Origin of the sequence: uncultured Caballeronia sp. (genome assembly GCF_964243625.1) — a bacterium.
Classification (GTDB): Bacteria; Pseudomonadota; Gammaproteobacteria; order Burkholderiales; family Burkholderiaceae; genus Caballeronia.
Window position 1 is genome coordinate 1 of the sequence record NZ_CAXTGZ010000616.1, and the last position, 3,586, is coordinate 3,586.

Here is a 3,586-nt window from a genome sequence, read left to right on the forward strand (position 1 = left end):
GAGCGGCTCCCCCCAACTGCTCACAGGCGGAAAGAACCTGGGAAAGACCCAGACCAGTCCCCGCATCCTGCGACTTGGTCGTGAACAGCGGTTCAAAAGCCCGTTGACGCACCGCCTCCGACATGCCTGTGCCATTGTCGGTGAATGACAGCAATACGTATTCGCCGGCAGACAGAAGTCCATCGGTTGCTGTCATGCTGGTGTTTTGCCCACGGATAATCAACAGGCCGCCGTTTGGAAGGGCATCCCTAGCGTTGGTGGCGAGATTCAAGGCTGCGAATTCAAGTTCAGTAGCGTCACCGAGTACGCACCAGAGACCGGAGGGCAGCTGTATCTGGACATTGATGCGCGCACCAACCGCGGCGTTCACGAGCGCGCCCGCAGTAGCGATCCAATCATGCAAATCTATCGATTCGCGCTTCAGTGGGCGCTTCCTGGCTACGCTCAGCAATCGCCGGCCAAGCGCCTCTCCACCCTGAATCGAGCTCTCTATGGCGTTGACTTCCCGACCGATATCGGAGAGGTGTCGGCGCTTGATCAGCGTCATGTTGGCCTTAACCACCATGAGGAGGTTGTTGAAATCATGTGCCACATTCGCAATAAGATTGCCAAGTGCGCTCATGCGTTGCAATTGCCGGTTGGACGCTTCAGCGGAGATTCGCATGGCCACTTCCGCTTGCCACCGTTCCCATGCAGCTTGTTCGGTAGATAGTTGGCGCAGTGAAAAAAACACGAGTAACCACACCAGTATGCTGGGAACAAGGGTAATCACGGTCGTCAAGAGCACGTTCTGAATCCATGCCGAGTTGATCGCGGCAAGTGAGATACCTGCTGATACGTACAGCGGATAGCCAGCCACTTTGCGGAAGGAAATATACTTCGTTAAACCGTCGATGCTCGAAGTCGCCCTAAGCTGACCATTTGCTTGGCCTTCGCGAAGGCTGCGGGCGAATTTCGACGCAGGATTTTGGATCGCGTCGTCGGCTTGGCTCGGGTAGCGAGCAAGGACATGGGCGTCGGAACGGAACAGGCCAAGCGAGACGGCCGGATTATCATCTTCCAACTCACGGTAAAAATTCGTGAAATATTGACGCCGTAAAGCAAGCGCCACCACACCTAAAAACTTGCTACGGGGACCGATGCGCGCCACGGTGGTGAAAAAAACAGTATCCCCGCCGGGGGCATCTGTGGAATGAGAAAAATAAGTTGCGCCTTCCAGCTCGCGTGCGCGGACGAAGTCTTCACGGTTGACCACCGAAAACGACAGGGCCGGAAATGCCCTGCTCGTTACCATAAGTATGCCATTTGCATCGAATACCGAAATTGCGCTCACTTGTGGGTATCCGCCCCCTAGCTTGATAAAGCGGTTGTGCAGGTCCTGCTGGTTCTGAAGTACGTGACTCTTGTCGTCATCCCCAAGAAGCTCGACAACCTGAGCTTGAATGACCCTATTAAGATCGAAAACTTTGATCGCCTGCTCTTCGGCGACTCGTGCAAGACGATCGGTCGTATCTTTAGCGTCGTCGAAACGTCTCTCGTGATCAAAATAAGTGAATGAAGCAAGAAACGCCAACGGGACGACGACACTAACAGCAAGAATGATCTGCAGTGCGCGGCGTGTTGTTCTGAAATTGCGGATGGGAAGCTGAAAGTCGGTGTCGGACGCTGGCGCGATAGGCACGATTAGCTCTGAGTGAAGTCTAGCGTTCTTGAAGACGCTATTTGCGATTCGCTATTCGGCTGTGTCCGCGCCGCGCGATGTCAAGGAACCATATGCAAATTCCCAATGACGAAAATACGATAGCACAGCTTTTCGCTTGTTACCAAGTAACAAAGGCACTTTCGGCCCGCGTTCGGGCCATAAGGGGAGCGTCTGGAATGGGGTTAGCCTGGCTTATTTCCCTTCAACCCCCTATCCAGTTGCTTCGAACACCTGAGCGTGAACGTCATCATCGAGGCAGTCGGTCCACAAAGCTCTGCATCGCTTTCGTACGGCGTGCATGTTTCCCGTTTGGGAGGCCACAGAACACTCCGTACCTTTCTATCACCGGCTACTCCTCAGATTACGAAACGTTGACGTTTGTTGGGTCGAGATCTCCTTCATTATGGATTGCAGAGAATTATCTTGCTCAGCCCTGGGATATGGTCAAGACCGGTGGTGCGACGCATGTCGCCGTCAGCCGCGCGAAAGGCGGCATGCAGTAGGCGGTGAAGCTCTTCATTGTCTTGTCACGCCCGATGTTCGGAACATTGCTCGCAGTGCCGTGCCTGCTGCGTGACCAGCGGTTGCCTACCTGGCTATGCCTAACCGATAAATGGTTGCGTGTGAAGCGCCAGAGACAACTTGCCTATTAGCTTTTTCAATTTTGCTTGTCCTAAAGTCGTCCATTATGCTGAAACTGACTTAAAGTCGACAAGTTTTGCTGGACGGTGATTGGCGCGAGAAGCGAAGCGCAAATTAAGCTATGTCGCGGTCGCGCACGCACGATAGCGTCTGTACAGCGCCGTCCTCTGGAGCGATGAGGAACTCCGAGATGAAGTCATAGCCGCCAATCGATTTATGTCTGTAAAACATTGCTTTGATTGTTCCGCTAAGCGCGCCCGACGCAGCGCCAAACGCGGCGACCGGTTGGTCGATAAGCTGAAGCCCCAAATTGAGCTCGTTCAAGTCCGTAATATCCCCGACAGGATTCAAAAGACCGAACGGCTGGCTGGTCCAATCATTTACATCGTCGACCTCAATGAGGCCCGCATTAAGCGACAAGTAAGTCCGGGCACTCAGCAGCGCAAGAAAGACCGAAGCGAAAGCTTCGCGGGTTATTCGCTTTTCCGAGGATCTAAACCGGTAGCGGTGCTAACGAAAGACCGCAAAGCTTTTCCAGACGAGCCGCAACCGCGTGCAGGATATATGACGTAAGACACCAACATTCTCTCCACCAGCTTGGGCAGGTAGTTTCACAACAATCCAAGAAGCAGCTGGAGCAGATGCGCGAAACTGGAATTCCTCGCATCGACCTCCATTCACTTTACATACAGCATTGTGGAACGGCAGTTCTTCGCGCCGCACCGGCATGCGTAGGTCGCTTTCAGCGCTTTGCTGGGTCGGCTTCCAGCATCCAGACGATAATCGATGAAAATTTCGTCGCCGACTTTGATCTTTTTGATCGCACGGATATAGACGCGATCGTTGTCCTGCTCGGCCTCGCAGTTCGGTGCGCAGCTGTGATTAATCCAGCGCGCGGAGTTGCCGGAAACAGCGCCGTCGATCACGCGGCCATCGCCGATCCCGAAAAAGAAAGTGTGCCCCGCCTCCGCTTCTGATCGGGCAAACCGCCGATTTGCTTCGCGTTCAGACAGTACCTCACCCTTATATTCGAGCAAATAGTCGCCTCGCGCCATGACCGCCGAGGCGAATATCCCGCGCCCGTGAATGGCTGACCGTTGTACGTAAAACCTGCGCATGCCCCTGCTCCGGAAATGATGCTTGACGAATGTCCCTGCGATGCAAAATCATACCGTTCTGAACGAGATTACAGCACGGGGCTCATGCGAACACGCACCTATTATTTGAAACGCCAGCCCGCTC

At 54.1% G+C, this 3,586-nt stretch carries 3 protein-coding genes; all 3 read right to left on the reverse strand.

The genetic code is table 11. The features are described 5' to 3' along the window. Nucleotides 1-1,681: ATP-binding protein (locus ACFFAR_RS28045; RefSeq protein WP_174365043.1), on the reverse strand; the 1,681-nt coding region annotated here is incomplete at its 3' end. Nucleotides 1,682-2,458: 777 nt separating this feature from the next. Continuing rightward, nucleotides 2,459-2,764, reverse strand: coding sequence for a hypothetical protein (locus tag ACFFAR_RS28050; protein ID WP_174365042.1), 306 nt, complete (start codon nucleotides 2,762-2,764; stop codon nucleotides 2,459-2,461). 257 nt (nucleotides 2,765-3,021) lie between these two features. Continuing rightward, complete coding sequence (locus ACFFAR_RS28055; protein ID WP_174365041.1) at nucleotides 3,022-3,462, reverse strand: SET domain-containing protein-lysine N-methyltransferase; 441 nt, start codon at nucleotides 3,460-3,462, stop codon at nucleotides 3,022-3,024. Nucleotides 3,463-3,586 lie beyond the last annotated feature (124 nt).

Coding starts and splice junctions, on each gene's coding strand:
- ACFFAR_RS28055 (WP_174365041.1), bottom strand. CDS start 3,462: ATGCGCAGGTTTTACGTACAACGGTCAGCCATTCACGGGCGCGGGATA.